Source organism: Pseudomonas putida NBRC 14164 (assembly GCF_000412675.1).
Lineage (GTDB): Bacteria > Pseudomonadota > Gammaproteobacteria > Pseudomonadales > Pseudomonadaceae > Aquipseudomonas > Aquipseudomonas putida.
In genome coordinates this window covers 1,674,250-1,699,489 of sequence record NC_021505.1, presented here as the reverse complement: position 1 = coordinate 1,699,489, position 25,240 = coordinate 1,674,250, and the positions used below count along the sequence as shown (strand labels likewise).

The window sequence follows — 25,240 nt, the reverse complement described above, 5'->3', positions numbered from 1 at the left end:
AGTTCCAGGGGCGTTTTTGATTCTGCAGAACAACAATAATTGGGAGCCTGCCATGTCGGTCGATCCGCAAAAAATTCTCCGCGAGCTGTTCGACACAGCCATCGCTGCCGCCCACCCCCGCCAAGTCCTCGAACCCTACCTGCCCGCCGACCGTAGCGGCCGGGTCATCGTCATCGGCGCCGGCAAGGCCGCAGCCGCCATGGCCGAAGTGGTCGAAAAAAGCTGGCAGGGCGAAGTCTCCGGCCTGGTCGTGACCCGTTACGGCCACGGCGCCAACTGCCAGAAAATCGAAGTGGTCGAAGCCGCCCACCCGGTACCGGATGCCGCCGGCCTGGCCGTGGCCAAGCGCGTTCTGGAACTGGTCAGCAACCTCAATGAAGACGACCGCGTCATCTTCCTGCTGTCTGGCGGTGGTTCCGCCCTGCTGGCGCTGCCGGCCGAAGGCCTGACCCTGGCCGACAAGCAACATATCAACAAGGCACTGCTCAAGTCCGGCGCCACCATCGGCGAGATGAACTGCGTGCGCAAGCACCTCTCGGCGATCAAGGGCGGCCGCCTGGCCAAGGCCTGCTGGCCGGCCACGGTCTACACCTATGCCATTTCCGATGTACCGGGCGACCTCGCCACCGTGATCGCCTCCGGCCCCACCGTGGCCGACCCGAGCACGTCGGCTGATGCCCTGGCCATTCTGAAACGCTACAACATCGAAGCGCCGAAAGCGGTCATCGACTGGCTGAACAACCCTGCCTCGGAAACCGTCAAGGCCGATGACCCGGCCCTGGCCCGCAGCCACTTCCAGCTGATCGCCAAACCCCAGCAGTCGCTCGAGGCCGCCGCAGTCAAAGCCCGACAGGCTGGTTTCAGCCCGCTGATTCTCGGCGACCTGGAAGGCGAGTCGCGCGAAGTGGCCAAGGTTCACGCCGGTATTGCCCGGCAGATCGTTCAGCACGGCCAGCCATTGAAGGCACCTTGCGTGATCCTGTCCGGCGGCGAAACCACCGTGACCGTACGCGGCAATGGCCGTGGCGGGCGCAACGCCGAGTTCCTGCTCAGCCTCACTGAAAGCCTGAAAGGCCTGCCGGGGGTATACGCGCTGGCCGGCGACACCGACGGCATCGACGGCTCGGAAGAAAACGCCGGTGCCTTCATGACCCCGGGCAGTTACGCCCGCGCCGAGGCCCTGGGCCTGTCGGCCAGCGACGAGCTGGACAACAACAACGGCTATGGCTATTTCGCTGCGCTGGATGCGCTGATCGTCACCGAGCCGACCCGCACCAACGTCAACGACTTCCGCGCCATCCTGATCCTCGAGACTGCCCAACCATGACGCCTGATAAAAAAGTAAAGATCCTCGCCACCCTCGGCCCTGCGATCAACGGCATCGACGACATCCGCCAACTGGTCGAAGCCGGCGTGAACATCTTCCGCCTCAACTTCAGCCACGGCGAACACGCTGACCACGCCTTGCGTTACCAGTGGATCCGCGAAGTGGAGCAGCAACTGAACTACCCGCTGGGCATCCTCATGGACCTGCAAGGGCCAAAGCTGCGCGTGGGCCGCTTTGCCGAAGGCAAGGTGCAGCTGCAACGCGGCCAGGCGCTGCGCCTGGACCTGGACAAGACCCCGGGCGACAGCCGCCGGGTCAACCTGCCACACCCTGAAATCATCGCAGCCCTCGAGCCCGGCATGGACCTGCTGCTGGACGATGGCAAGCTGCGCCTGCGCGTCACCGCCAAGCACAACGATGCTATCGACACTGAAGTGCTGAACGGTGGCGAGCTGTCCGACCGCAAGGGTGTCAACGTACCGCAAGCAGTACTCGACCTCTCCCCGCTCACCGAAAAGGACCGCCGCGACCTGGCCTTTGGCCTGGAACTGGGCGTGGACTGGGTGGCCCTGTCGTTTGTGCAGCGCCCTGAGGACATCGTCGAAGCGCGCCAGCTGATTGGCGATCGCGCCTACCTGATGGCCAAGATCGAGAAACCCTCGGCGGTCGAACAACTGCAAGCCATTGCCGAACTGGCAGACGCGATCATGGTGGCGCGTGGTGACCTGGGCGTGGAAGTGCCGGCCGAAAGCGTGCCGCAAATCCAGAAGCGCATCATCAACACCTGCCGCCAGCTGGGCAAACCGGTGGTGGTGGCCACGCAGATGCTCGAGTCCATGCGCTTCTCGCCGGCGCCGACCCGTGCCGAAGTCACTGACGTGGCCAACGCCGTGGCCGAAGGTGCCGATGCGGTCATGTTGTCGGCCGAGACTGCCTCGGGTGACTACCCGCTGGAAGCCGTGCAGATGATGAGCAAGATCATCCGCCAGGTGGAAAACGGCCCTGACTACCAGGCCCAGCTCGATGTTGGCCGGCCGAAGGCCGAGGCCACCGTGTCGGACGCCATCAGCTGCGCCATCCGCCGCATCAGCGGCATCCTGCCGGTGGCGGTGCTGGTCAACTACAGCGAGTCGGGCGCCTCGACCCTGCGCGCTGCACGCGAGCGGCCACGGGCACCGATCCTCAACCTGACGCCGAACCTGAACACCGCGCGCCGCCTGAGCGTGGCCTGGGGCGTGCATTCGGTGGTCAACGACCGCCTGCGCCAAGTGGACGAGGTGGTTTCCACCGCCCTGGAGATTGCCCAGGCGCAAGGCATGGCCAGCCGTGGCGACACGCTGCTGATCACAGCCGGTGTGCCTTTCGGCAAGCCAGGGTCGACTAACACGCTGCGGATCGAGACTTTGATCTGAGATTGCCGGGGGCGCTCTGCGCCCCTATCGCGACACAAGGCCGCTCCCACAGGGCCCGCGCTGGCACAAGGAAATGCGATCCCTGTGGGAGCGGCCTTGCGTCGCGATCGGAGGGCGCAGCCCTCCCCGTACACCGATCTACCTGCACTGCGGAAAACCGAGGCCCAAAGAGGCCCACCGCTCCCCATCAACCTCACTGACTGCCCCATGTACACCAAAAATTTCGTCAACCCGTGCCCTGACTGGGCCACGGCATTACTCAACGGCTTCAGCCAGGTGCTGCTGCTGCGCAACCCCCTGTGCGGCCTGTGCTGCCTGCTGGCCATTCTGCTGACCGCGCCCAACCTGGTCGGCGGCGCCCTGCTCGGCGCCCTGGCCGGCCTGCTCACCGCCCAGGCCCGCGGCTACGACCGCGCCGACCGCCAGGCCGGGCTGTACTGCTACAACGGCGTGCTGATCGGCATCCTGATCAGCGCCGTGCTGCCCTGGTCGGTCATATTGCCCCCCCTGATCATCGCCGCCGGCGGCCTGTCCAGCATCATCACCCACCAGTGGCGCAAGCGCGGCGGTAAGCTGCTGATTGCCTATACCGCGCCGTTCGTCCTGCTGGGCTGGGGCACGCTGATGCTCACCAGCCCATCGCCCAACAGCTTCGTCGAGGCCGACCCGCTGGACGCCCTGGCGCGTGGTGTAGGTCAGATCTTCCTGCTTGACCAGCCCTTGGCCGGGTTGCTGATCATCGTCGGCATGTTCATCGCCAACCCCTACGCGGCAATGTGGGCGGTGATCGGCTCAGCCATCGGTGGGGGCGTGGCGTTGATTGCCGACCAGGCGCAGGCAGCATGGCTCGGCCTGTATGGCTTCAACGCCGCGCTGGCGGCACTGGCCTTCAGCAGGCAAGGTGAAAAACCCTGGGTGACGCTGCTGGCCATCGCCTTGGCCCTGTTGCTGCAACCGCTGTTCAAGCTGCTGCCCGTGCCGGGCCTGACCGCGCCCTTCGTCGCCGCCTGCTGGCTGATGCACCTGGGCAGCCACCTGGCTCAGCCCAGGCAGCGCAACGCCAGCCGCTTGCACAGCTGAAATGCAACCCCTAGGCTCAGCCCATCGCTTTTTTGGAATGAGCCAATGAATAACCCTGCGAGCCTGCGCGAGCGGCTCTTCGTCATCGTCTTCCAGTCCGATACCGTGGCAGGAAGACGCTTCGACAAAATCCTCCTGCTGATAATCCTGGCCAGCCTGGTCACCGTCATCCTCGACAGCATCGACGAAGTGCACCAAGGCTACGCCGGCCTGCTGGCCGGCATCGAGTGGGGCTTTACGGCGATATTCCTGGCCGAATACATCACTCGCCTGTACTGCTCGCCCAAGCCCTTGCGCTATGCCTTCAGTTTTTATGGCCTGGTCGACTTGCTGGCGATCGTGCCGGGGATCATCGCCCTCTATTACAGCGACGCCCAGTACCTGCTGATCATCCGGGTGATACGGATGCTGCGGATCTTCCGCGTGCTCAAGCTCAGCCCCTATCTCAAGCAGGCTCACTACCTGATGGAGGCGCTGCGCGGTAGCAAGCAGAAGATCATCGTGTTCCTGGTGACGGTATCGACCCTGGTGACGGTGTTCGGCACGCTGATGTACGTGATCGAAGGGCCGGAGCACGGCTTTACCAGCATCCCCAAAGGCATCTACTGGGCCATCGTCACCCTCACCACCGTAGGCTTTGGCGACATCGTGCCAAAGACGCCGCTGGGGCAGGTGCTGTCGTCGCTGGTGATGATTACCGGTTATTCGATCATTGCCGTGCCGACCGGCATCTTTACCGCCGAACTGGCCAATGCCATGCGCGGGGAGCAGCTGCAGCATGATTGCCCGACGTGTCACAAAAAGACGCATGAGCATGGGGCGGCGTTCTGTTCCCGGTGTGGGAATGGGCTGTTTCCCAAACAATGATGCTGCCTGTACTGGCCCTTTCGCGGGTAAACCCGCTCCCACAGGATCACCACAGGCCTTAGCGGTGCGCGGCCCCTGTGGGAGCGGGTTTACCCGCGAAGAGGCCAGTACAGGCAACGGCATAACCAAAGTCATTTTTGTTCTTTAACCGCCACAAACCCACCCGCTATAGTCGCAGGCAAATTGCCAACACCTCGATAACAAGGAAGCAACGTGAAAAAACTCTTCACCGCCTCGCTGCTCGCCGCAGGCCTGGCCCTGGGCAACCTCGCCCAGGCCGCCCCCACCCTGCTGAACGTTTCCTACGACGTGATGCGCGACTTCTACAAGGACTACAACCCGGCCTTCCAGAAGCACTGGGAAGCCGAGCACAAAGAGAAGGTCAACGTGCAGATGTCCTTCGGCGGTTCGAGCAAACAGGCGCGTGCCGTGATCGATGGCCTGCCGGCCGATGTCATCACCATGAACATGGCCACCGACATCAACGCCCTGGTCGACAATGGCAAGCTGGTGCCGGACAACTGGGTAACCCGCCTGCCGAACAACAGCGCGCCGTTCACCTCGGCCACTGTGTTCATCGTGCGCAAGGGCAACCCGAAAGCCCTGAAAGACTGGCCCGACCTGCTCAAGGACGGCGTGCAAGTGATCGTGCCCAACCCGAAAACGTCGGGTAACGGGCGCTACACGTACCTGTCGGCCTGGGGCTATGTGCTCAAGCAAGGCGGTGACGAGAGCAAGGCCCGCGATTTCGTCGGCAAGCTGTTCAAGCAGGCCCCGGTGCTGGACACCGGTGGCCGTGCCGCCACCACCACCTTCATGACCAACCAGATTGGTGATGTGCTGGTCACCTTCGAGAACGAAGCCGAGATGATCGCCCGCGAGTTCGGCCGCGACCAGTTCGAAGTGGTTTACCCAAGCGTGTCTGCCGAAGCCGAGCCACCTGTCAGCGTGGTCGACAAGGTCGTGCTGAAGAAAGGTACCAAGGCCGTGGCCGAGGAATACCTGAAGTACCTGTGGTCCCCAGAAGCCCAGGAGATCGCCGCCAACAACTACCTGCGCCCGCGTGATGCAGCAGTACTGGCCAAATACACCGACCGTTTCCCTAAAGTGGACTTCCTGTCGGTAGAGAAGACCTTTGGTGACTGGCGCACCGTGCAGAAGACCCACTTCAACGATGGTGGGGTGTTTGACCAGATCTATACCGGTCAATAACTGATGCAGGCAGGTACTGCACAATGCCCGAGGCGTGTGCAGTATCTGTGGGAGCTGGCTTGCCGGCGATAGCGCCAGTCGTTTTGACACACCTCTTCGAACTTTCTCCACCAACCTGCAATCAGTTCCTTGAGTAACCCTGCCCCGCTCACCCCGGCCCAAGGAGTACTCCAGTGCTGCATTTTCTCTCTACCCTGCTGCTCGGCTGCCTGCTGAGCACCCACCTGTTGGCCGCTGACCCCACCCCCACTGAAGAACAACCCGCCGAACCCGAACCGGTACTGCAAGGCGGACTGCTTGGCGCCCTGGCCGACGGCCTGGACAGCGCCGCTCAGGAGCTGGACCTGGACGCCCATCTGGTGGATGCCTGGCGCCTGCGAACCGACCGCGCCGCCAAGGAAGTCGAGCGCCTGGTTGACCGCCATTCGGCCACCGATACGCTGCAACTGGTCGGCAACTTCATTCTGCTCACCCTGACCTGGGCCGCCAGCTTCGCCGCATTCACCAGCCTCGGCCGCTGGGTCGCCAAACGCACTTCCGGTACGCCCTGGCTACGCGAACGCAAACGCGCCAGCAGCCTGCTCGGCTACCTGCTGCCCTACACCCTGCCGGCGCTGGCCAGCCTGCCGCTGACGCTGTACGCCAGCCGCTTTCTCGACCCGTCAGTGGCCCGCGCCCTGGGCCTGAGCCTGGCTTACGCCACCAGCAGCGGCCTGTTCTCGACTTCGATCATCCTGTGCCTGGTGACCCTGTTCGATGCCGGGCACAAACGCGACGCCGTGGCGGTCATCAAACGCCTGGCCCCCCGCCCGCTGTTCATGATCGGCTTCCTCGCGGCCTGGAGCGACGCCCTGACCAGCCCACAGATCGCCCGCCAGCTGGGCGGCAACATCACCGCCAGCATCGCGGTGGCCACCGGCCTGATTGCCACCTTCATCTTCGCCAGCCTGGTAATCCGCCTGCGGCGCCCGGTGGCGCACCTGATCCGCAACCGCGCCTTCAAGGACCGCGTGCAGCATCGCGCCGTGCAGGAGACCCTGCGGATCTTTTCGGTGCTGTGGTATCTGCCGATCCTGCTGATGATCCTGGTGTCGGCCATTCACCTGATCGGCGCCGGCGAAGAAAGCCAGAAGGCCCTGCAGAAAGCCTTGCTGACCACTGTACTGCTGGTCTGTACCGTGTTCCTCAGCACCTTGCTGCAACACTTGCTAGCCCAGCGCGAAACCGACCCGGCGCAGCGGGTACGCCCTTACAAGGAGCTGCTGCGCAGCCTCGCCCATGCGCTACTGCGCATCGCCATGGCGGTGACCTTCATCGAACTGCTGGGGCGCATCTGGGGCTTCTCGGTGGTGGATTTTGCCCTGAGCAACCGCCTGGGCCAGGCGATCAGCAACTCGCTGTCGAGCATTGGCCTGATCCTGCTGGTCACCTGGCTGCTGTGGGTGGTACTCGACACGGCCATCCAGGAAGCACTCAAGCCACCCGTGGGCCGCCGCAGCGCACGCCAGCCGAGCACCCGGGTACGGACCATCCTGCCGATGCTGCGCAATGCGATCAAAGTGATCCTGATCGTCATCTGCACCATCACCACCATGGCCAACCTGGGCATCAACGTCGCACCACTGCTGGCCGGTGCCGGGGTGATCGGCCTGGCCATCGGCTTTGGCTCGCAGCAACTGGTACAGGATGTGATTACCGGGCTGTTCATCCTGATCGAGGACACCATTTCCATCGGCGACTGGGTGGTGCTTGATTCCGGCCATGCCGGTACCGTCGAAAGCCTGACGATCCGTACCTTGCGCCTGCGCGATGGCAAAGGCTTCGTGCACTCGGTGCCGTTCGGCCAGATCAAGGCGGTTACCAACCAGTCGCGGCAGTTCGCCTATGCGTTCTTCTCGGTGCAGTTCACCTACGACAGTGATGTGGATGCGTCACTGGCGCTGATCCATGACGTGGGCAAGTCGATCAGCGAAGATCCGCTGCTGCGCATCAACCTGCAAGGGCCGCTGCAAGTGTTCGGGGTGGACCGCATGGACTTGAACGGGTTTGTGCTGACGGCGCAGTTCCGCACCATCTCCGGCGGGCAGTATGCGGTGAGCCGGGCGTTCAACGAGCGGCTGAAGAAGCGGGTGGACCAGACCGACAACGTGAGTTTTGCCCAGGTGTACCCGCTGCCACTGCAGGCCCTGGGGGCATGAATTCGCCTGCACCGGCCCTTTCGCGGGCTCGCCCGCTCCCACAAGGATCATCACAGGCCTTCGTGCTGTGCGGTCCCTGTGGGAGCGGGCATGCCCGCGAAGAGGCCAGTAAGAGCAACATCAAACCTGGCGGAATACCAAGGCCTTGAGCCCCCCGGCCGGGTCCACATCCGGAAACTCCGGCGGGTTCTCCAGCCGCTCTACAAACACCAGCGATGGCGCCTGCTCAGCCATCCCCTCGATCAGAAACTCCGGCCCGACACCCGGGTCGTTGACACAGGCTAGCACCGTCCCACCCGCGCTCAGCAACTCCGGCAAACGCCGCAGGATCTTCGCGTAATCCTGGGTCAGCACGAAGCTGCCACGCTGGAAGGTCGGCGGGTCGATGATGATCAGGTCGTAGGGCCCATACTTGCGCACCTTGCCCCACGACTTGAACAGCTCATGCCCCAGGTAGGCCACACGCGATGCATCGTGGCCATTCAGGCGATGGTTATCGCGCCCGCGGGACAGCGCCGACTTGGCCATGTCCAGGTTCACCACCTGCTCAGCGCCCCCGGCAATCGCTGCCACCGAGAAGCCGCAGGTGTAGGCGAACAGGTTCAGCACGCGCTTGCCCGCCGCCTGCTCGCGCACCCAGCGCCGGCCATAGCGCATGTCGAGGAACAGGCCGTTGTTCTGCCGCACGCCCAGGTCCAGCAGGTAGGTCAGGCCGTCTTCGACCACCTCACGTTGGTGGCACGGCTCGCCCAGCAGCCACTGGCCCGGGCTGTCGGGCAAGTAGCGGTGCTGGATGAGAATGGCCTGGCCGGCCCATTGCGGGGACTGGGCCACAGTGCGCAGCATGGCTTCCAGTTCGGCCAGTTGGCCCTCGGGCAGCTCACGGAACAGGGCTACCGAGAGCACGCCTTGCAACCAGTCGACAGTGACCTGCTCCAGGCCTGCCCAGCAGCGGCCACGGCCATGGAACAGGCGGCGGGTTTCCTGCGGGGCAGGGTCGAGGGCGGCGAGCAGGTGCTGCTCCAAGGTGTGAATCGGGGAAGTCATGGTGGGTCGCAGGCTGGCAAAAGCGGCATTCTACCTTGCCGGCCTCTTCGCGGGTAAACCCGCTCCCCCAGGGACCCCACAGTATTCAGAGCCACGGTGATCCTGTGGGAGCGGGTTTACCCGCGAAGAGGCCCGCAAGGTCACTTCAGTTCTTGACTGCAAGCCGCGCCGGCCGGAACCACCATCCCTGCTGCATCCCCGCCGCTGCCAGCAGAATCAGCCCTACCCCCAGCCATTGCAGCGGCGCCAAGCGGTGCCCGAACGCCACCCAGTCCACCAGAATCGCCGCAATCGGGTAAATGAACGACAGCGCCCCGGTCAACGCCGTGGGCAAACGCTGGATGGCACTGTACAGCAGCACATACATGAGGCCGGTGTGGACCATGCCTAGCGTCAACAGGCTGGCCAGCGCTGACACTTCACCCGGCAATCCGCCGAGCTTGACCCACGGCGCCAGCAACAGCACACCCGTCGTTACCTGGATCAACGCGATCAGGTGAGGCGGGGTGCCTTTCAGCCGCTTGATGATCAACGCCGCAATGGCATACAAAAACGCCGCGCCCAGTGCCAGGCCAATGCCCAGCAAGTATTCCTCACCACCGCCCTGCCCCGCACCATGGGCGCTGACGATGGCCAACATGCCAAGGAACGCCACGCTAAGCCATGTAAGCTTGGCCAGTGTGATCTTTTCGCCCAGAAACAGCGCTGCCAGCCCCACCAGCATGAACGGCTGCACGTTGTACACCGCTGTCCCGATGGCGATCGACGCACGGGAATACGAGGCAAACAGCAGCAGCCAGTTGCCGACAATGGCCACGCCGCTGGCGATCGCCAACAGGAACGCCGTACGGCTGATGACTCCGGCCCGCAAAAAGCCGAAAGCGGCGCAAATCACCAGCAGGGTCACGGCGCCGAAAACGCAGCGCCAGAACACCACCTCGAGCACCGGCTGCCCCGACACCAGCACGAACCAGCCGATGGTCCCGGAAATCAGCATGGCGGCGACCATTTCCAGCGAGCCACGGCGCAATGAACTGTCCATCTCGCACCTCCCATTGACGATGAAAACAGTATGCAAAGGTTGCAGCCTTGCCTTCCAGCGGTTTACCAAGGCAAATTTGCAGCCTTGCCTTTACTATCAAGGCAAATAAGGCGAATTACCTGACGAGGTGACCATGACCGATGCCATCGACCAACTGCTGATCAACGCACTGATGGAAGACTCGCGTCGCTCGCTCAAAGCCTTGGCGCAAGTCAGCGGGCTGTCCGCGCCCAGCGTCAGCGAGCGCCTGCGCCGACTGGAAGAGCGTGGGGTGCTGCGCGGTTACACCGTGGAGGTCGACCCGCGCGCCTTTGGTTACCAGTTACTGGCCATCGTGCGCATCCGCCCACTGCCGGGCCAGCTGCAGGAGGTAGAACGGCAGATCATTGCCATCCCCGAGTTCACCGAGTGCGACAAGGTCACCGGGGAGGACTGTTTCATTGCCCGGTTGCATGTGCGCTCGATGGAGCAACTGGACACCCTGCTCGACCGCATCAATGTGCTGGCCGAGACCAACACCGCCATCATCAAGAAAAGCCCGGTGAAGCGGCGATTGCCGCCAATGGAATGAATTCGCCTGTTCCGGCCTCTTCGCGGGCACGCCCGCTCCCACAGATACTGCACAGGATTCTGGCCTGTGGTGATCCCTGTGGGAGCGGGCGCGCCCGCGAAGAGGACCGGGCAAGAAAAGCTGACTATTTTTTGTACACAAGAATGTCACCATAAGTGCCATTTTTGTGTGCACTTTCTCCAATAGCGCCCCAATCCGTTACACACTCATCGCCACTTATTTTGACCAATTGATCAACTATTACACTTTATAAAAAATTAAACCTGCTCAATTGGTCAACTTATACTTTTTTTATTTCATTAACTTATCTTTCAACACGATAAGTTCGAAATCTCCATCTGTTGAAACTTGCATTCCCTTGGCATGGAACTCGCTTTTGTGTGCTTGTGTTTTGTATACAACTTAAACAAACCATAAATACACAAGAACCCGCGACGCCGGTCCAAAACCGGCCGCCGCGCCCAGAACCCTGTGATGCCAAGCTGCACCGAAGAGATGGCGAGCCCGTGCGCATGCCCGCTCATCGCAGTCAAAGTGCATCAGGAGCCCGCCGGAATGAGTAGCAGCCTCGACCTTGCCCCTGAACTATCCGTCGCCAGCACCCACCCCGCTTCCAGCCTGGTCGGCAATGCGCCGGAACTGGCCCTGAGCCCGCGCCTGCACAACCGCGACCTTGCCCCGACACGCACCGAAGGGCGTCGCTGGGGTGGCTATAGTATCTTCGCGTTGTGGACAAACGATGTGCACAATATTGCCAATTACTCGTTCGCCATGGGCTTGTTCGCCCTTGGCCTGGGTGGCTGGCAGATTTTGCTGTCGCTGGCCATTGGCGCGGCGCTGGTGTACTTCTTCATGAACCTGTCCGGCTACATGGGGCAGAAAACCGGGGTACCGTTCCCGGTCATCAGCCGCATTGCCTTCGGCATCCATGGCGCACAGATACCGGCGCTGATCCGCGCAGTCATTGCCATTGCCTGGTTCGGCATCCAGACCTACCTGGCCTCAGTGGTGCTGCGCGTGCTGCTTACAGCCGTGTGGCCGCAAATGGCGGCCTACGACCACGACAGCATCCTCGGCCTGTCGAGCCTTGGCTGGGTGTGCTTCGTGTCGATCTGGCTGGTACAGCTGGTGATCCTGGCCTACGGCATGGAGATGGTGCGCCGCTACGAGGCCTTTGCCGGCCCGGTAATCCTGCTGACCGTGGCCGCCCTGGCGGTGTTCATGTACTTCAAGGCCGACGCGCGCATTGCCTGGTCGGTGGCTACCCCGCTGACCGGCTACGAGATGTGGCGCAACATCTTCGCCGGCGGCGCACTGTGGCTGGCCATCTACGGCACCCTGGTGCTGAACTTCTGTGACTTCGCCCGCTCCTCGCCGTGCCGCAAGACCATCCGCGTCGGCAACTTCTGGGGCCTGCCGGTGAACATCCTGGTGTTTGCCGTGATCACCGTGGTGCTGTGCGGCGCGCAGTTCCAGATCAACGGCCAGATCATCGACAGCCCGACCCAGATAGTCGCCGCCATCCCCAGCACGTTGTTCCTGGTACTGGGCTGCGTAGCCTTCCTGATTGTCACCGTGGCGGTGAACATCATGGCCAACTTCGTCGCTCCGGCCTTCGTGCTCAGCAACCTGGCGCCACGCCACCTGAACTTCCGCCGCGCGGGGCTGATCAGCGCCACCCTGGCGGTGCTGATCCTGCCGTGGAACCTGTACAACAGTCCGCTGGTGATCGTGTACTTCCTGTCCGGCCTGGGCGCCCTCCTCGGCCCGCTGTACGGGGTGATCATGTCCGACTACTGGTTGCTGCGCAAAGGCTGCATCAACGTGCCAGAGCTGTACACCGAGCACCCGACAGGCGCCTACCACTACAGCAAGGGTATCAACCTGCGCGCCGTGGCCGCCTTCGTGCCTGCTGCGTTGCTGGCCATCGTGCTGGCCCTGGTACCCAATTTCCACAGTGTGGCCCCGTTCTCCTGGCTGATCGGTGCCGGCATCGCCGCCGTCCTGTACCTGCTGATCGCACCACGCAACCGCCACTACCACGACGTCAGCGGCGAATGCATCGCCGTCGACCACAGCAGCCATTAATCAGGGAGGACTGCCCATGCGTATTCTGATCGCCAACGTCAACACCACCGAAGCCATCACCGAAGCCATTGCCCAGCAAGCCCGAGCGGTAGCAGCGCCCGGTACCGAAATTGTCGGACTTACCCCTTGGTTCGGTGCCGAGTCGGTGGAAGGCAACTTTGAAAGCTACCTGGCCGCCATCGCCGTGATGGACCGGGTGCTGGCCTACGAGGGCCCCTACGACGCCGTGATCCAGGCCGGTTATGGCGAACACGGCCGCGAGGGCCTGCAGGAATTGCTGAACGTGCCAGTGGTGGACATTACCGATGCAGCCGCCAGCACCGCGATGTACCTGGGCCATGCCTATTCCGTGGTGACCACGCTGGACCGCACCGTGCCACTGATCGAAGACCGTCTGAAGCTGTCTGGCCTTTATGACCGCTGTGCGTCGGTGCGGGCCAGCGGGCTGGCGGTGCTGGAGCTGGAAGCTGACCCACAACGGGCTGTGGAGGCGATTGTCGAGCAGGCCGAACGCGCCGTGCGTGACGACAAGGCAGAGGTGATCTGCCTGGGTTGCGGTGGGATGGCCGGGCTGGACGAGCAGATCCGCCAGCGCACCGGCGTGCCGGTGGTGGATGGCGTGAGCGCGGCGGTTACCATCGCCGAATCGCTGGTGCGCATGGGCTTGAGCACCTCCAAAGTGCGCACCTATGCCACGCCGCGGGTGAAGAAAGTGGTGGGTTGGCCGATGCGCTTGGGCCGCTGAGCCTTCATTTGCCTGTACCGGCCTCTTCGCGGGCTTGCCCGCTCCCACAGGGACCCCACTGTTCTCAGAGACTGTGCGGCACCTGTGGGAGCGGGCAAGCCCGCGAAGAGGCCAGTGCTTTCAACCCATCATCTCGACCAGGCGCTGCGCACTGCCACAGGCCAGGGTAAACCCCAACGCCCCATGTCCCAGGTTCAGCCACAGGTTGCGATACGCCGTCCCACCAATGATCGGCACCCCGGTCGGGGTGGCCGGTCGCATCCCCGCCCACTCAACCGCCTGGCCATAATCCGCTGCCGTCGGTAACGTCTCCAGCGCCAGCCGCCTCATGCTCTGCAACCTGCGTTTTTCCACCGACTCGTCGAAGCCGACAATGTCCACCATCGCCGCTACCCGCAGCTGCTGCCCCAGGCGGGCATAGACGATCTTGCGTTCATAGTCGGTAAGGCTCACCTCCGGCGGCCGATGCCCGGCGCTGATGGGTGCCGTCAGGCTGTAGCCCTTAAGCGGATACACCGGTATCTGCACCCCCGGCAATGCCAAGCCTGGGCCACGATGCCCGGTACAAAGCACCAACTGTTCCACCACCCGTTGTTCGTTGCCCAGTTGCAGCGCTACGACCTGGTCCTGGCGCCGTACCAGCTGCGTCACTGGCCGGCCAAGCAGGAAACGGCATTGCCCCGAAGCGCGCAACAGAGCCTCCAGGCGCTGGCAGAACAAGTGACAATCGCCAACCTCTTCATCCGCTGTGAACACGCCACCCACAAACGGTGCGCCCTCCAGGGCAGGGTCCAGCGCGCGCAACTCGGCGGCCGCCAGCACCCGCTGGCTGGCCGGGTCGGTCAATTGCGCCCGGCCATGGGCAAAGGCCCGTTCGCTGCGAAAGGCCACCAGCTTGCCATTGCGCCGCCAGGCAAAATCACCAAAGTCCTGGCTGTCGCGCCACTGCGCCAGAACGGCTTGGCTGCGCAGCGCCAGCTCCAGCAGTTGCCCGGCATTTCGGCGATTGACGCTGCGCCGGCATGCCAAGGTGAATGCCAGCAGCCAGCGCCACTGCGCCGGGTCCAGACGCAAGCGCAGGCGCAGCGGCGACTCGCCCTGCAATAGCCAACCCAGTGCCTGCCAGGGCACCCCGGCATCAGCCAGCGGTGCCACATAGCGATAGGACAATTGCCCGCCATTGGCGAAGCTGGTGGCCGACGCCAGGCTGTCACGGGCCTCGATCAAATCAACCGACCACCCTTCACGAACAAGCGCGTAGGCCGTTGCCAGGCCAACCACCCCACCACCGATTACCGTTACCCGCTGCTTCATCACCCTTCCCTGTTCCGGCTTCCTGGCCAAACAGTACCAGCGGATCAGGTCGGGCAGCTATGCGCACCGTCATTCAGGCCCTGGCGCACGTTGCGGCTGAGCAGGCTGGCCTTGCCGTCGTGCCAGGTCAGGGTCAGTACATAGAGGGTGTCAAAGTCATCGCCGCTCCAGTCCTGGGTGATTACCCGCTCTTCACCCAAGGCCTTGCCGGCCACCGTGTTGATCAGTTCAGGCAGGTAGCCGTGGGACCAGGCGGTATAGACGGTCGCATTGCGGTATTTGTCGCTCAGCAACTCATCGGCCAGTTCGTCGGTGTCGTTGACGCCGTAGTCGATATTCACCGGCAAGCCGAGGCGGATGGCGCTGGGGGTGATGGTCATCAGCGGGCGGATGTAGCTGTAGCTTTCGTCCTTGCTGCCTTCTTCGACTTGCCGCGAAGGGTTGGCGGCAAACACGTAGTCGGCATTGCCGAAGCGCTCCGGCAGCAAGGTTGCCAGGTCCAGTGCGCGGTTGAGGCCCTGGCAGTTCAATTGCCCAAGCCCCTCACCCGGTTTCTCGGCATGGCGCAAGAACACCAGGGTCTGGGTGCCATCCACCGGTTCAGCCCGGCTTTCGACAGCCTCCAGCGCCAGCGGCACGGCGACGGCCGTGAGTACCAGGCTCAGCAGCAAATGGCGACGACGGCGGAAGAATGTTGGCATCTTCATCAAGGCAGGCTCGTGTGGCAGAGAAAATCGGGTTGACCCGCCACATCGCCCTGTCAGCTGCAGGGCGGCCTTGTAGTGAATGCCATCCTTGGCAACGAGTGAGGGTCAGAGTGCCCTGAACCCGTTTGGTTCCTCCCTGGAGGTGAATGCCGTTCCCTAGGCAAGGCCTAGATTAGAGGATGGGTGTTGCTGAATTATGTCCAGTCTCAACTAATCACTCTGGGGAGTAGCCGTCACAGTGCTCCTGCAGCTTCGCTCGCAGGGACAGAGTTGATGATGGTGACATCAAACACCTGTTCGATGACCTGTTTCGGACCTTGACTCAAACTCCAGGCGAAAAACACCAGAAAACCTAGCAACAATACAAATAGAACTGAACCTACAAGACTTTGTGCCACGCCCAACCAGAACCCAGGTTTGGCTTGCCTGATTTCACCCCTTGCGCAGGCGGAAGTAAGCGGCTGTAAAGGCTGCCTTCAGTTCCGAACGGGTCTTTCGCGGGTTAGTGATCACGCTGGCCAGTTCACGCGGTAGCGAAATTTCCATACGTGCACCTGATGCAACTAGCAAAGCGTTAGCTTCGCGTACCACCCTCGAGGAAAAATGCGACTTCATGGAATTGCTCCCCTCTCGCTTGTTGAGTCGGCAAGCTTAACTGGCTGTGAATCGCCCCTAAATCAGACACACGCCGACAGCGCGTGTAGTCCTTTTCCTCAATCATCCCGCGTCAGCACTTCCAGCAATTCGATCTCAAAGGTCAGGTCCGAGCCCGGCGGTATGGCCCCCACACTGCGCTCGCCATAGCCCAGATGCGCTGGAACCAGCAGTTTGCGCTTGCCGCCAACGCGCATGCCCATCAGGCCCTGGTCCCACCCCTTGATCACTCGACCGGTACCAATCACGCACTGGAACGGCTTGCCGCGTGACCAGGATGAATCGAACTCGCTGCCATCGGCCAGCCAGCCGGTGTACTGGGTGGTGATCAGGGCGCCTTTGACGGCGGCTTTGCCTTCACCCTCGACCAGGTCGATGATCTGCAGTTCTTGGCTCACGGGCACACTCCAACGCTGGAAAACAAAGCCGCCCTTTTCTCAGGAATGCACCGGTTTGGCAAGCAGGATCGACGGCACACGATTAGCTGTTCTGCTCAAACACCTCTTGGCCGGTCAGCTCTTTGGTGTGGTTGGCAAAACAGTACCAGGCGGGCTTCTGCTCGACAAAAATCTGCAGATCGAAATCCCATTCCTGATCCCCATCCAGCAGGCCGACCGGCACTGCATGGAAGTCGTTGGCCTTCAGCCGGTAATACAGGTGCGTGCCGCATTGGCCGCAAAACCCTCGCTGGGCCCAGTCGGACGAGTCATAGACACTGGGGGCACGCCCTTCGATCACCGGTGGCTGGCTGCAATGCACCACCAGCAACGGCCCGCCGGTCCACTTGCGGCACATGCTGCAATGGCATGCGCTGATATGAGTGTTGTCGACGGTGACCTTGAGCGTGGTGGCGCCGCACAGGCAGGTACCTTGTTTTTCCATGGCCATGGCTGGTTCCTTTAGCGAGGGTTGGGCCAGCAATTATAGATGCCAGCTGCAACCCGCCTACAAAGGATCGCGTGAAGCTTCAGATGTACACAGTGCCGCGCAGGTACAACGCCGCTCGCCCGCTGATGATCACCCGGCCATTGCCCGGTACTTCACACAGCAGCTGGCCTTTGCGTGCCCCGCCCTGCTCGCAGCTCAGCAACTGCTTGCCCAGGCGGTCAGCCCATACTGGCGCCAGCGAGGTGTGTGCCGAGCCGGTGACCGGGTCTTCATTCACGCCAACCCGTGGGCCGAACCAGCGGGTGACGAAATCAAAGCCACGCCCTGCCGCCGTCACGGCAATGCCACGCACGTCGAAGGCCGACAGCGCTACAAAGTCCGGCTTCAGCGTGTCGAGCAACAGGGCGTCATCAATCACTACTACATAGTCATCGCTGCGGTACACCGCCTGCGCCTGGGTCAGGCCCAGCGCTTGCAGCAGGCCCACCGGGGTTTCCACGACGGCCGGTTGCCTGGCCGGGAAATCCATGGCCAGCAGCCCGTCAGTGCCACGGCTGACACGCAATTCGCCACTGCGGGTGTTGAAGCGCAGTACCTGCGCCTGCTCACCCAGCTGCTCGAACAGCACATAAGCCGAGGCCAGGGTGGCGTGGCCGCACAGGTCAACTTCTACGGTCGGGGTGAACCAGCGCAGGTCGAAGGTTTCGCCGTTGCGCACGAAATAGGCGGTTTCCGACAGGTTGTTTTCTTCGGCAATGCGCTGCAGCACATCGTCCGGCAGCCAGGCTTGGAGCGGGATCACCGCCGCCGGGTTGCCACCGAACGGTTCAGCGGAAAAGGCATCGACCTGGAAGATTTCGAGTTGCATGCACACACTCCTTGTTGCCCGGGATTTGCCAGGCAGATGTCTGAAAGGGTTACTGGCTCACCGGGGTCAGTACTGGTTCACCGGCAAAGAATGCCTGCAGGTTGTGCAGCACCAGGGTCACGGTATCGCGCGCGGCCTCAGGCGACTGGCCGGCCACGTGGGGTGTGAGCACCGTGTTGGCCATAGCCTTGAGAGCATCCGGCACCGCCGGTTCGTCATCGAATACGTCCAGGGCGGCGCCGGCCAGCTTGCCTTGCTCCAGGGCGGCCGTCAGGGCGTCGGTGTCGACCACGCTGGCCCGGGCGATATTCACCAGATAGCCCTTGCCGCCCAGCGCCTCTAGTACCTGGGCATCGACCAGATGCTGCGTACTGGCGCCACCGGGAGTGGCCACGACCATGATCTCGACAGCTTCGGCCAGGTGAAGCGGGCTGTCGTACCAGGTGTAAGGCACATCTTCGCGTGGCGTGCGGCTGTGATAGCTGACGGGCATGTCGAAGCCCAGGCTGGCGCGCTTGGCAATGGCTTGCCCCACCGCCCCCAGGCCAAGAATGCCCAGGCGCTTGCCGCTCACCGAGGGGCTGATCACCCGGTTCCATTCACCGCGCCGGGTGCTGGCATCAGCACGGGGAATGTCGCGCAGCAGCGCCAGTAACAGCGCCAGGGTATGGTCGGCGACTGCACTGGCATTGGCACCCGCGCCGTTGGTAACGGTGATGCCGCGGGCGGCGGCGGCAGCCAGGTCGACTTGCTCGTAACCGGCACCGATCACGCAGATGATCTGCAACTTGGGCAATGCGTCGATTTCTGCGGCAGTCAGCCCCAGCGGGCCGCGAGTGAGCACGGCATCGATTTCACTGGCGTGGCGCTGGATGGCGTCGGCGCGCAGTTGCGGCGAGGGGGCGCGGATCAGGCGGTAACCGGCCTGCTCCAGCATGGGCAGGTAATCGTCGACGGTTTCTACCAGTACCAGGACTGTCTTGCGCATGCCACCTCCCAATGTTGAAGGGGCATTATGCGGAATTACCGTGCAGTACAGTCAATCGGTAATTGCGCGGAAAATTGTACTGTATAGGTGGAGTGGGAAACGAGATTGCATAACTGCCGGGAAGTCCGGCGTTAGGGATGCGGCGCATGGGAGATCGAGCACCGCCCGCGCGGCGCTCGATCTCGAACACCCAAATAACTCAAGACGGACCTGAAAGCCCCCTACTGGGCGAACGCTCGCCCCAACCCACCCGGCACACCACTGCTGTCAGTATCCTGCCAAGGCCCATTCGGGCTCAGCGACCAGCTCCAGCCATTATCAAACCGATAATAGGTACGCTGCCGGTAGAAGGTATTGGGCTGTTTCTCCAATACATACACACCCAGCTTGGGGTCCCAGTGGCTCGCCCCGCCAGGTGGTGGCGCAAAGCTGGCCGAGGTGCGCGGCATCGGCTTGGGTATCGCCGCCGGTTTGCTCGGCTGGGTGGACGGCTGCCCACCCGGCAACGGCTTGACCACCGGTCCTTGCGGCGGCACGCGCTCGATCGGGGGTGCCGGCTGTTCATACGGCTGGTGCACCGTACACGCAGACAAACCCAGGGCAAGGGTAATCAGGGTCAGGCGGACGGTGCTGTGCATGGCTTTGCTCTCTTACGGGTCTGGGCTGTCGATGGTCAGGTGCTGGGTAGCCTGGGTGGCACTGGGCAACGGCGCGCCCTGGCCAATCCACTCGCCGCGGGTAGGCTGGCCAGCGCGGGAAACACGTGCAACCAGTTGGACTTCGGCAAATTGCGACAGTTTCATCTGCGGCATCATCGCGTCAGCATCGGACAACTCCACTTCGATCGGCAACTGCGCCACCGTCACCCGCTTGGCTGCCAGGGGCATCGGCGGGCCATTGCTGGCGCGAGCGAAGATGAACACCGTATCGTCCGGTTTTACCTTGTCCTTCAGTGCCGCCGCCAGTTCCACCCGTACTTTCAGCCGCGCAGCCACTGGTGCGGGCGCTGCACCCTGCACTACCGGGTCACCCAGGCGTTCGGCAGCGCGGTCGATGCCACCTTGCAGGGCCGCACGCGAGGCATCGCCTTCCGGCAGCTGCGCCAACAGGCGCTTCCAGTAGTCGATGGCTTCCTGGTAACGCTCACCTTCAAAGGCGGCAATACCGCGCAGGCCCAGGCTGGTCACTTCGTTGGGGTCGGCCTTCAGCGCTTCATCCGTCAGTGCCTGCAACTGCGGGTTCCACTGCTTGTCGGCGGCAAAGTACAGGGCCTGGGCCCACTGGCCCAGCAGCTCGGGCTGGCGGCCAGCCAAAGCGACCGAGCGCTCGAAGGTACGCGCAGCATCGGCCGGGCGCTGCTCGGCCATGTAGGCACGGCCCAGAAAGTACAGGGCCTCTGCAGACTCCGGCTGGGCCTGGACCACACGCTCCAGGCGCGTGGTCATTTCTTCCATCGACTTGGGCGCCTCGGCGAATTCCTGGGTCAGCGCCACCTTGTCGGCAGCACCAAAATGCAGGTAAAGCCCCAACGCCATCAGCGGTACCAGCACTGCAGCCAGCAGCGGCAGGGCTTTGCCCAGATGGCCCTGGCGCGGGGCTTCGGTGCCTTCGGTATCGGCCAGCAGCTCACGGGCAGCCTCGTCACGGCCCTTGGTCAACTGCGCCGTATCGAGCACACCGGCAGCCTGCTGGGCAGCCAGTTCGGCAACGCGTTCCTGGTACAGGGCCACGTTCAGGGCGGTACGGTCTTCTTCCTGCTGGCGGCCACGGCCACGCAGGATCGGGATCAGCAAAAAGCTGAGGGCGGCGAGCAGCAGCAGGCCCGCGCTAAGCCAGAATTCAGTCATGGGTCTGTTCTTTTTCCAGCAGTTTGGCGAGTCGCTCGCGTTCTTCGACGGAAAGCTCATTATTGCCCGGCAAAGCCGTACCACGGCGTCGGCGCACGATCACCGCCAGCACCGCAAAACCACCGACCAACAGGATGCCGGGCCCGAACCACAACAGCCAGGTACGCCCGCTGAGTGCCGGTTTGTAGCGCACAAAGTCACCATAGCGGTCGACCATGAAGTCGACGATCTGCTGGTTGCTCTTGCCTTCGCCAAGCATGCGGAAGATCTCGCGGCGCAGGTCGGCAGCGATCGGCGCGTTGGAGTCGGCAATGTCCTGGTTCTGGCACTTGGGGCAACGCAGTTCCTTGGTCAACTGCTGGTAGCGTTCGCGCTCGGCGTCGTCGCGGAACTGGTACGTGTCGATGGCCGCCTTGGCCACACCGGCCAGGCTCATGCCCAGCACGGCAGCTGCCAGCCAGCGCCTCATGGCCTGGCCTCGTCGACCAGGCCCTGGTACAGCGGCGCCAGCTGCTCACGCCAGACAGTTGCATCGACAATGCCCACGTGCTTGTAGCGGATGATGCCCTTGGCGTCGATCAGGAAGGTTTCCGGCGCGCCGTACACCCCAAGGTCCAGGCCCAGGCTGCCCTGCTCGTCACGGATGTCCAGCTGGTAGGGGTTGTGGAACTCGGCCAGCCATTTCTGCGCGGCGGCGTTGTCGTCCTTGTAGTTGACCCCGTGGATCACCACGCCCTGCTGCGCCAGCTGGTTCAGGTACGGGTGCTCGACCTTGCACGACGGGCACCAGGTGGCCCACACGTTGACCAGTGCCGGGCGGCCCTGCAAGTCGGCCTGGGTCAAAGTGCGGTCGCCCTGGGTCGAAGCCAGGGAAAACACCGGGAACGGTTTGCCGATCATTGCCGACGGCAACTCGTCGGGCTTGAGAAACAGCCCCTTGTAGAGGAACACCGCCACCAGCAGGAACACTGCGAGGGGGACTACCATGATCCAACGCTTCATGCAGCTGCTCCAGACACGCCCAGGGCATCACGCACCCGGGTCTTGACCTTGACGCGGTAGCGCCGGTCGAGTGCCGCCAGCAACCCGCCCAGGCCGGTCAGCAGACCGCCCAGCCAGATCCAGCGGACATAAGGCTTGATGTGCACACGCACCGCCCAGGCGCCGTTTTCCAGCGGCTCGCCCAGGGCAACGTACAGGTCGCGGGTAAAGCCGGCATCGATGCCAGCTTCGGTCATCATCGACTGCTGCACGGTGTACAGGCGCTTTTCCGGGTGCAGGGTAGTCACTTCACGGCCATCACGGCTGACAACGACGGTACCTTTGTCGGAAATGAAGTTCGGCCCCTCGAAGTGCTTGGCGCCCTGGAACAGGAAGTGATACCCACCCAGCTCCACGCTTTCGCCCGGGGCCATGCGCAGGTCGCGTTCGGCGCTGTTGTTGCTCGACAGCACCACGCCCAACGCACACACCGCCAGGCCAAGGTGTGCCAGCTGCATGCCCCAGTAGCTGCGCCCCAGGCCAGGCAGGCCCTTGAGCAGGCCTTTGTGACGGGTCTTGTCGAGGATGTCGCGCAGCCCGCCGAGTACCACCCAGGCCGCCAGGGCGAAGGCGGTCAGCGTCGGCCAGTCGAAGTCGTCAACGATAAAACCGGCAACCGGGGCAAGGATGGCACTGCCGATCAGCACCGGGGTGATCATGCTGACCAGCCATTTGCCTGGGGTGTCCTTCCAGCGCACCAGCACGCCCACGCTCATTACCACCATCAGAAGTGCCATCAGCGGCAGGAACAAGGCATCGAAATACGGCGGACCCACCGACAGCTTGGCCCCGGTCAGGGCATCAAGCACCAGCGGGTACAGCGTGCCGAGCAGAATCATCGACGCGGCCACCACCAGCACCAGGTTGTTGGCCAGCAGCAGCGTCTCGCGGGACCACAGGGCGAAGCCGACCTGGCTCTTGACCACCGGTGCGCGCAGGGCGAACAGGGTGAGCGAACCACCGACCACGAACAACAGGAAGAACAGGATGAAAATGCCCCGCGACGGGTCTGCGGCAAACGCGTGCACCGAGGTCAGCACGCCGGAGCGCACCAGGAAGGTACCCAGCAGGCTCAGCGAGAATGCGGCAATTGCCAACAACACGGTCCAGCTCTTGAACACCCCACGCTTTTCGGTCACCGCCAGCGAGTGGATCAGCGCCGTGCCCACCAGCCAGGGCATGAACGAGGCGTTTTCCACCGGGTCCCAGAACCACCAGCCACCCCAGCCCAGCTCATAATAGGCCCACCACGAGCCCAGGGTGATGCCAACCCCCAGGAAGGCCCAGGCGACGATGGTCCACGGCCGCGACCAGCGCGCCCAGGCAGCGTCCAGGCGGCCGCCGAGCAAGGCGGCAATGGCGAAGGCAAAGGCCACCGAAAAGCCCACGTAGCCCATGTACAGCATCGGCGGGTGAACGATCAGGCCGAAGTCCTGCAGCAGCGGGTTGAGGTCGCGGCCGTCGGTGGGCACTTGCGGCAGCAGGCGCTGGAACGGGTTGGAGGTGATGATCAGGAAGCTCAGGAAGCCGACGCTGATCATGCCCATCACCGCCAGCACGCGGGCCAGCATCACCTGCGGCAACTGACGCGAGAACACCGACACGGCAAAGGTCCAGCCGCCCAGGATAAACGCCCACAGCAGCAACGAACCTTCGTGGGCGCCCCATACGGCGCTGAACTTGTAGTACCACGGCAAGGCGCTGTTGGAGTTGCTGGCCACATAGGCGACGGAGAAGTTGTCGGTCATGAAGGCATGGGTCAAACAGGCGAAGGCAAAAGCCAGGAAGGCGAATTGCCCCCACGCCGCCGGGCGCGCCAGGCTCATCCACAGGCTGTCGCCACGCCAGGCGCCGAGCAGCGGCACACTGGCCTGCACGGCGGCAAAGCAGATGGCCAGAATCATCGCCAACTGGCCGAGCTCAGGGATTACCAGTGCCGCATTCATGGCTTGGCCTCCGTACCGGTGGCAGCCTGGCCGCTTTCCTTCAGGGCCTTGGTGACCTCGGGCGGCATGTACTTCTCATCGTGCTTGGCCAGTACTTCATCGGCCACGACTACGCCGTCGGCGTTGACCTTGCCCAAGGCGACGATGCCCTGCCCTTCGCGGAACAGGTCGGGCAGGATGCCGCGGTAGCTGATTGGCACCGACTTGTTGAAGTCGGTGACCACAAAGCGCACGTCCAGCGAGTCGGACGAGCGCTGCACCGAGCCCTTCTCGACCATGCCGCCAGCACGGATGCGGGTGTCCAGCGGCGCTTCGCCGTTGGCGATCTGGGTCGGTGTGTAAAACAGGTTGATGTTCTGCTGCAATGCGCTCAAGGCAAAGCCGACGGCAACCCCGACGCCGGCCAGCAGGCCGACGATGAGCAACAGGCGTTTCTTGCGCTGCGGATTCACTGGTTGTTCTCCCGGCGCAAACGGCGCGCCTCTTCTTGCAGGTAGCGACGGCGGGCCAACAGCGGCGCAGCGACATTGAGCGCCAGCACCGCCAGGCAGATGCCATAGGCCGACCACACGTACAGGCCATGGTGGCCCATGGCGAGAAAATCACCGAAGGTGGCAAAGCTCATTGTGCGCTCCTCCGCCCCAGGCTGTTCAACACTTCGTCCCTGACCCAACTGGCGCGCGCCTCGCGCTTGAGCACTTCAAGGCGCATGCGAAGCAACAGCACAGCGCCGAAGAAACAGTAGAAACCCAACGCCGTGCACAGCAGCGGCAACCACATTTCTGCGGGCATCGCCGGTTTTTCGGTCAGGGTGAAGGTCGCGCCCTGATGCAGGGTGTTCCACCACTCCACCGAGTACTTGATGATCGGGATGTTGACCACGCCGACAATCGCCAGCACCGCACAGGCCTTGGACGCACTGTCACGATTACTGATTGCCTGGCCCAGCGCAATAATGCCGAAGTACAGGAACAGCAGGATGAGCATGGACGTAAGGCGGGCGTCCCACACCCACCAACTGCCCCAGGTCGGCTTGCCCCAGATGGCGCCGGTAACCAGCGCCACGGCGGTCATCCAGGCACCGATGGGCGCAGCACATTGCAGGGCGACGTCGGCCAGTTTCATCTTCCACACCAGCCCCACCACCCCGGCGACCGCCAGCAGCACGTAGCAGGACTGCGCCAGCATCGCCGCCGGCACATGAATGTAGATGATGCGGAAGCTGTTGCCTTGCTGGTAGTCCTGGGGGGCGAACGCCAGGCCCCAGGTGATACCGACCAGCAACAGGAGCACGGCAGCGCCGGCCAGCCATGGCAGCATACGGCCGCTGATGGCATAGAACCATTTCGGGGAGCCCAGCTTGTGGAACCACGTCCAGCTTATTTTCATCAGGGTACA

At 63.1% G+C, this 25,240-nt stretch carries 25 protein-coding genes; 9 read left to right on the top strand and 16 right to left on the bottom strand.

The window, feature by feature from the left end:
• Positions 1-52: 52 nt before the first annotated feature.
• The 6 genes from PP4_RS07490 (at position 53) to PP4_RS07465 (ending at position 8,096) form a co-directional block, all read left to right on the top strand.
• Positions 53-1,327, top strand: coding sequence for a glycerate kinase type-2 family protein (locus PP4_RS07490; RefSeq protein WP_016498602.1), 1,275 nt, complete (start codon positions 53-55; stop codon positions 1,325-1,327).
• Complete coding sequence (gene pyk, locus PP4_RS07485) at positions 1,324-2,739, top strand: pyruvate kinase (RefSeq protein WP_016498601.1); 1,416 nt, start codon at positions 1,324-1,326, stop codon at positions 2,737-2,739. The genes PP4_RS07490 and pyk overlap by 4 nt, the downstream gene beginning before the upstream one ends.
• Before the next feature lie 207 nt (positions 2,740-2,946).
• Positions 2,947-3,819, top strand: a complete 873-nt coding sequence (locus PP4_RS07480) for an urea transporter (protein WP_041167648.1) — start codon at positions 2,947-2,949, stop codon at positions 3,817-3,819.
• Positions 3,820-3,864: 45 nt separating this feature from the next.
• On the top strand, positions 3,865-4,686 hold the full coding sequence (locus PP4_RS07475; RefSeq protein WP_016498599.1) for an ion transporter: 822 nt from the start codon (positions 3,865-3,867) through the stop codon (positions 4,684-4,686).
• 213 nt (positions 4,687-4,899) lie between these two features.
• Positions 4,900-5,898, top strand: a complete 999-nt coding sequence (locus tag PP4_RS07470) for a sulfate ABC transporter substrate-binding protein (protein WP_016498598.1) — start codon at positions 4,900-4,902, stop codon at positions 5,896-5,898.
• A 173-nt stretch (positions 5,899-6,071) separates the two neighbouring features.
• Positions 6,072-8,096, top strand: a complete 2,025-nt coding sequence (locus PP4_RS07465; RefSeq protein ID WP_016498597.1) for a mechanosensitive ion channel family protein — start codon at positions 6,072-6,074, stop codon at positions 8,094-8,096.
• Between the two features lie 120 nt (positions 8,097-8,216).
• Here PP4_RS07465 and PP4_RS07460 read toward each other — a convergent pair whose 3' ends face one another.
• Positions 8,217-9,143, bottom strand: coding sequence for a class I SAM-dependent methyltransferase (locus tag PP4_RS07460; RefSeq protein WP_016498596.1), 927 nt, complete (start codon positions 9,141-9,143; stop codon positions 8,217-8,219).
• A gap of 145 nt (positions 9,144-9,288) precedes the next feature.
• Positions 9,289-10,185 (bottom strand): DMT family transporter, encoded by an 897-nt coding sequence (locus PP4_RS07455; RefSeq protein ID WP_016498595.1) that lies wholly within the window; start codon positions 10,183-10,185, stop codon positions 9,289-9,291.
• Positions 10,186-10,318: 133 nt separating this feature from the next.
• Between PP4_RS07455 and PP4_RS07450 the strand changes: the two genes are divergently transcribed.
• From PP4_RS07450 to PP4_RS07440, 3 genes are all read left to right on the top strand, one after another.
• Positions 10,319-10,756 carry an Lrp/AsnC family transcriptional regulator gene (locus PP4_RS07450; RefSeq protein WP_016498594.1) on the top strand — a complete coding sequence of 146 codons (438 nt, stop codon included), beginning with the start codon at positions 10,319-10,321 and terminating at the stop codon, positions 10,754-10,756.
• A gap of 555 nt (positions 10,757-11,311) precedes the next feature.
• A complete protein-coding gene (locus PP4_RS07445; protein WP_016498593.1) occupies positions 11,312-12,844 on the top strand; it encodes an NCS1 family nucleobase:cation symporter-1 in 1,533 nt (510 codons plus the stop codon).
• A gap of 16 nt (positions 12,845-12,860) precedes the next feature.
• Complete coding sequence (locus PP4_RS07440; RefSeq protein ID WP_016498592.1) at positions 12,861-13,589, top strand: aspartate/glutamate racemase family protein; 729 nt, start codon at positions 12,861-12,863, stop codon at positions 13,587-13,589.
• Positions 13,590-13,709: 120 nt separating this feature from the next.
• Here the strand turns inward: PP4_RS07440 and PP4_RS07435 are convergent, their stop codons facing one another.
• The 14 genes from PP4_RS07435 to PP4_RS07370 all read right to left on the bottom strand — a co-directional run bounded on the left by PP4_RS07435 (position 13,710) and on the right by PP4_RS07370 (position 25,231).
• Positions 13,710-14,903: a D-amino acid dehydrogenase gene (locus PP4_RS07435; RefSeq protein WP_016498591.1), complete on the bottom strand. Its 1,194-nt coding sequence runs from the start codon at positions 14,901-14,903 to the stop codon at positions 13,710-13,712.
• 44 nt (positions 14,904-14,947) lie between these two features.
• A complete protein-coding gene (locus PP4_RS07430) occupies positions 14,948-15,610 on the bottom strand; it encodes a hypothetical protein (protein WP_016498590.1) in 663 nt (220 codons plus the stop codon).
• A gap of 713 nt (positions 15,611-16,323) precedes the next feature.
• Positions 16,324-16,662 (bottom strand): FKBP-type peptidyl-prolyl cis-trans isomerase, encoded by a 339-nt coding sequence (locus PP4_RS07425; RefSeq protein ID WP_016498588.1) that lies wholly within the window; start codon positions 16,660-16,662, stop codon positions 16,324-16,326.
• A gap of 82 nt (positions 16,663-16,744) precedes the next feature.
• The gene (locus PP4_RS07420) at positions 16,745-17,152 is read right to left on the bottom strand and encodes a GFA family protein (protein WP_016498587.1); all 408 of its coding nucleotides are present in this window, start codon (positions 17,150-17,152) and stop codon (positions 16,745-16,747) included.
• Between the two features lie 79 nt (positions 17,153-17,231).
• A complete protein-coding gene (locus PP4_RS07415; protein WP_016498586.1) occupies positions 17,232-18,020 on the bottom strand; it encodes a PhzF family phenazine biosynthesis protein in 789 nt (262 codons plus the stop codon).
• A gap of 49 nt (positions 18,021-18,069) precedes the next feature.
• Positions 18,070-19,008: a 2-hydroxyacid dehydrogenase gene (locus PP4_RS07410; protein ID WP_016498585.1), complete on the bottom strand. Its 939-nt coding sequence runs from the start codon at positions 19,006-19,008 to the stop codon at positions 18,070-18,072.
• A 221-nt stretch (positions 19,009-19,229) separates the two neighbouring features.
• Positions 19,230-19,646: a hypothetical protein gene (locus tag PP4_RS07405; protein WP_016488394.1), complete on the bottom strand. Its 417-nt coding sequence runs from the start codon at positions 19,644-19,646 to the stop codon at positions 19,230-19,232.
• 12 nt (positions 19,647-19,658) lie between these two features.
• Entirely contained in the window at positions 19,659-20,855 is a 1,197-nt protein-coding gene (gene ccmI / locus PP4_RS07400) for a c-type cytochrome biogenesis protein CcmI (RefSeq protein ID WP_016498584.1), read from the bottom strand.
• Positions 20,848-21,324, bottom strand: coding sequence for a cytochrome c-type biogenesis protein (locus PP4_RS07395; RefSeq protein ID WP_016498583.1), 477 nt, complete (start codon positions 21,322-21,324; stop codon positions 20,848-20,850). The genes ccmI and PP4_RS07395 overlap by 8 nt, the downstream gene beginning before the upstream one ends.
• Complete coding sequence (locus PP4_RS07390) at positions 21,321-21,857, bottom strand: DsbE family thiol:disulfide interchange protein (RefSeq protein WP_016498582.1); 537 nt, start codon at positions 21,855-21,857, stop codon at positions 21,321-21,323. Before PP4_RS07390 ends, PP4_RS07395 begins: the two co-directional genes overlap by 4 nt.
• Entirely contained in the window at positions 21,854-23,842 is a 1,989-nt protein-coding gene (locus PP4_RS07385; protein ID WP_016498581.1) for a heme lyase CcmF/NrfE family subunit, read from the bottom strand. The genes PP4_RS07390 and PP4_RS07385 overlap by 4 nt, the downstream gene beginning before the upstream one ends.
• A complete protein-coding gene (gene ccmE, locus PP4_RS07380; protein ID WP_016498580.1) occupies positions 23,839-24,294 on the bottom strand; it encodes a cytochrome c maturation protein CcmE in 456 nt (151 codons plus the stop codon). Before ccmE ends, PP4_RS07385 begins: the two co-directional genes overlap by 4 nt.
• Positions 24,291-24,467 carry a heme exporter protein CcmD gene (gene ccmD / locus PP4_RS07375; protein WP_012273475.1) on the bottom strand — a complete coding sequence of 59 codons (177 nt, stop codon included), beginning with the start codon at positions 24,465-24,467 and terminating at the stop codon, positions 24,291-24,293. The genes ccmE and ccmD overlap by 4 nt, the downstream gene beginning before the upstream one ends.
• A complete protein-coding gene (locus PP4_RS07370) occupies positions 24,464-25,231 on the bottom strand; it encodes a heme ABC transporter permease (protein ID WP_016498579.1) in 768 nt (255 codons plus the stop codon). The genes ccmD and PP4_RS07370 overlap by 4 nt, the downstream gene beginning before the upstream one ends.
• Positions 25,232-25,240 lie beyond the last annotated feature (9 nt).

Bases quoted from the DNA above. Each gene is read 5' to 3' on its own strand.
- PP4_RS07490 (WP_016498602.1), top strand. From the start codon at position 53: ATGTCGGTCGATCCGCAAAAAATTCTCCGCGAGCTGTTCGACACAGCC.
- pyk (WP_016498601.1), top strand. From the start codon at position 1,324: ATGACGCCTGATAAAAAAGTAAAGATCCTCGCCACCCTCGGCCCTGCG.
- PP4_RS07480 (WP_041167648.1), top strand. From the start codon at position 2,947: ATGTACACCAAAAATTTCGTCAACCCGTGCCCTGACTGGGCCACGGCA.
- PP4_RS07475 (WP_016498599.1), top strand. From the start codon at position 3,865: ATGAATAACCCTGCGAGCCTGCGCGAGCGGCTCTTCGTCATCGTCTTC.
- PP4_RS07460 (WP_016498596.1), bottom strand. From the start codon at position 9,143: ATGACTTCCCCGATTCACACCTTGGAGCAGCACCTGCTCGCCGCCCTC.
- PP4_RS07455 (WP_016498595.1), bottom strand. From the start codon at position 10,185: ATGGACAGTTCATTGCGCCGTGGCTCGCTGGAAATGGTCGCCGCCATG.
- PP4_RS07450 (WP_016498594.1), top strand. From the start codon at position 10,319: ATGACCGATGCCATCGACCAACTGCTGATCAACGCACTGATGGAAGAC.
- PP4_RS07445 (WP_016498593.1), top strand. From the start codon at position 11,312: ATGAGTAGCAGCCTCGACCTTGCCCCTGAACTATCCGTCGCCAGCACC.
- PP4_RS07440 (WP_016498592.1), top strand. From the start codon at position 12,861: ATGCGTATTCTGATCGCCAACGTCAACACCACCGAAGCCATCACCGAA.
- PP4_RS07435 (WP_016498591.1), bottom strand. From the start codon at position 14,903: ATGAAGCAGCGGGTAACGGTAATCGGTGGTGGGGTGGTTGGCCTGGCA.
- PP4_RS07430 (WP_016498590.1), bottom strand. From the start codon at position 15,610: ATGAAGATGCCAACATTCTTCCGCCGTCGTCGCCATTTGCTGCTGAGC.
- PP4_RS07420 (WP_016498587.1), bottom strand. From the start codon at position 17,152: ATGGCCATGGAAAAACAAGGTACCTGCCTGTGCGGCGCCACCACGCTC.
- PP4_RS07415 (WP_016498586.1), bottom strand. From the start codon at position 18,020: ATGCAACTCGAAATCTTCCAGGTCGATGCCTTTTCCGCTGAACCGTTC.
- PP4_RS07410 (WP_016498585.1), bottom strand. From the start codon at position 19,008: ATGCGCAAGACAGTCCTGGTACTGGTAGAAACCGTCGACGATTACCTG.
- PP4_RS07405 (WP_016488394.1), bottom strand. From the start codon at position 19,646: ATGCACAGCACCGTCCGCCTGACCCTGATTACCCTTGCCCTGGGTTTG.
- ccmI (WP_016498584.1), bottom strand. From the start codon at position 20,855: ATGACTGAATTCTGGCTTAGCGCGGGCCTGCTGCTGCTCGCCGCCCTC.
- PP4_RS07395 (WP_016498583.1), bottom strand. From the start codon at position 21,324: ATGAGGCGCTGGCTGGCAGCTGCCGTGCTGGGCATGAGCCTGGCCGGT.
- PP4_RS07390 (WP_016498582.1), bottom strand. From the start codon at position 21,857: ATGAAGCGTTGGATCATGGTAGTCCCCCTCGCAGTGTTCCTGCTGGTG.
- PP4_RS07385 (WP_016498581.1), bottom strand. From the start codon at position 23,842: ATGAATGCGGCACTGGTAATCCCTGAGCTCGGCCAGTTGGCGATGATT.
- ccmD (WP_012273475.1), bottom strand. From the start codon at position 24,467: ATGAGCTTTGCCACCTTCGGTGATTTTCTCGCCATGGGCCACCATGGC.
- PP4_RS07370 (WP_016498579.1), bottom strand. From the start codon at position 25,231: ATGAAAATAAGCTGGACGTGGTTCCACAAGCTGGGCTCCCCGAAATGG.